This window comes from Sphingobium sp., assembly GCF_033795625.1.
Classification (GTDB): domain Bacteria; phylum Pseudomonadota; class Alphaproteobacteria; order Sphingomonadales; family Sphingomonadaceae; genus Sphingobium.
In genome coordinates this window covers 1-1,283 of record NZ_JARYGI010000082.1, presented here as the reverse complement: position 1 = coordinate 1,283, position 1,283 = coordinate 1, and the positions used below count along the sequence as shown (strand labels likewise).

The 1,283-nt window shown below is 61.3% G+C and carries 1 protein-coding gene; it reads left to right on the top strand.

The window, feature by feature from the left end:
• The first annotated feature begins 69 nt into the window (after positions 1-69).
• On the top strand, positions 70-1,146 hold the full coding sequence (locus QHC67_RS18630) for an IS5 family transposase (RefSeq protein ID WP_319296645.1): 1,077 nt from the start codon (positions 70-72) through the stop codon (positions 1,144-1,146).
• Positions 1,147-1,283 lie beyond the last annotated feature (137 nt).

Below are 1,283 nucleotides of genomic sequence, written 5' to 3'. Positions count from 1 at the left end.
TGGGGACCTCCAAAAACCCCTAGCCAATGGCTGCGTGATTTGATTCATTGCGGCTGACGGGAGGTGAGGATGCGTCAGGCGGGATTGTTTGGCTTATCGGATCATTTGAAGCGGCTGTCGGCATTTGGCGATCCGCTGGAAGAGTTGGCCCGGATCGTTGATTTCGAGGTATTCCGGCCAGCATTGGTTGAGGCACTGGCCTACGGCGATGGCGCGAAGGGCGGCCGACCGCCGTACGATCCCGTTGCTATGCTGAAGGTGCTGATCCTGGCGGCCCAGAACAACGTCAGCGATGCGCGGATGGAATATCTGATCCGGGACCGGCTGAGCTGGATGCGGTTTCTGGGCTTCGATCTTGGTGCGGCAACGCCGGATGCAAACACCATCCGTTTGTTCCGCGAGAAACTGACCGAGGCGGGCGCCTTGGAGACGCTGTTTGCGGCCTTCGACGGGGAACTGAAAGAGCGCGGCTACCTCGCCATGGGCGGCCAGATCGTTGATGCTACGCTGGTTGCCGCGCCCAAGCAGCGCAATAATCAAGCTGAGAAGGAAGCGATCAAGGCAGGCAAGAACGCCGGTGAGATCTGGCCGGACGAGCCGGCCAAGGCGGCCCAGAAGGACACGGATGCACGCTGGACGCTGAAGTTCGCCAAGGCCCGGCCGACACCGGACGGAAAACCGCAGGCGGACATTGCAATCCCGAGCTTTGGCTACAAGAGCAGCATCTCGATCTGCCGCCGGTTCGGGTTCATCCGCAAGGGCAAGGTCACCGACGGGGCCCGCTTTGATGGGCGCATGCTCCGGGACGTAGTGACCAACGATAATACCGCCTCCGATGTGTGGGCCGATACGGCCTACCGCAGCCAGGCGAACGAACGCTGGCTGCGCCGGAACGGCAAGGTCAGCCGGATCCATCGCAAGAAGCCGAGGGGTAAGCCGATGCCGGAGCGCACTGCGAAGGCCAACGCAGCGAAATCCAAGGTCCGCGCCCGGGTCGAACACGTCTTCGCCCATCAGAAAGACAAGATGCGGCTGTTCATCCGCACCATCGGGATCAAGCGGGCTGAAGCCAAAGTGACGCTGGCCAATCTGGCGTACAATATGCACCGTCTCGTCTTCCACGAACGAAGGGCGACCATGGGATAAGTGCGCCCGGAGAACAGGAAAAGCGCTGAAAAGCGGCCCGGAAACGGCCAAATCAGGCCTCAAACTGGCAAAGGCAGCGCTTCATCAGCCCTCCGCTGCCAAACAGGCGTCAGAACGCGAGGTTGATAGAGGTGCCC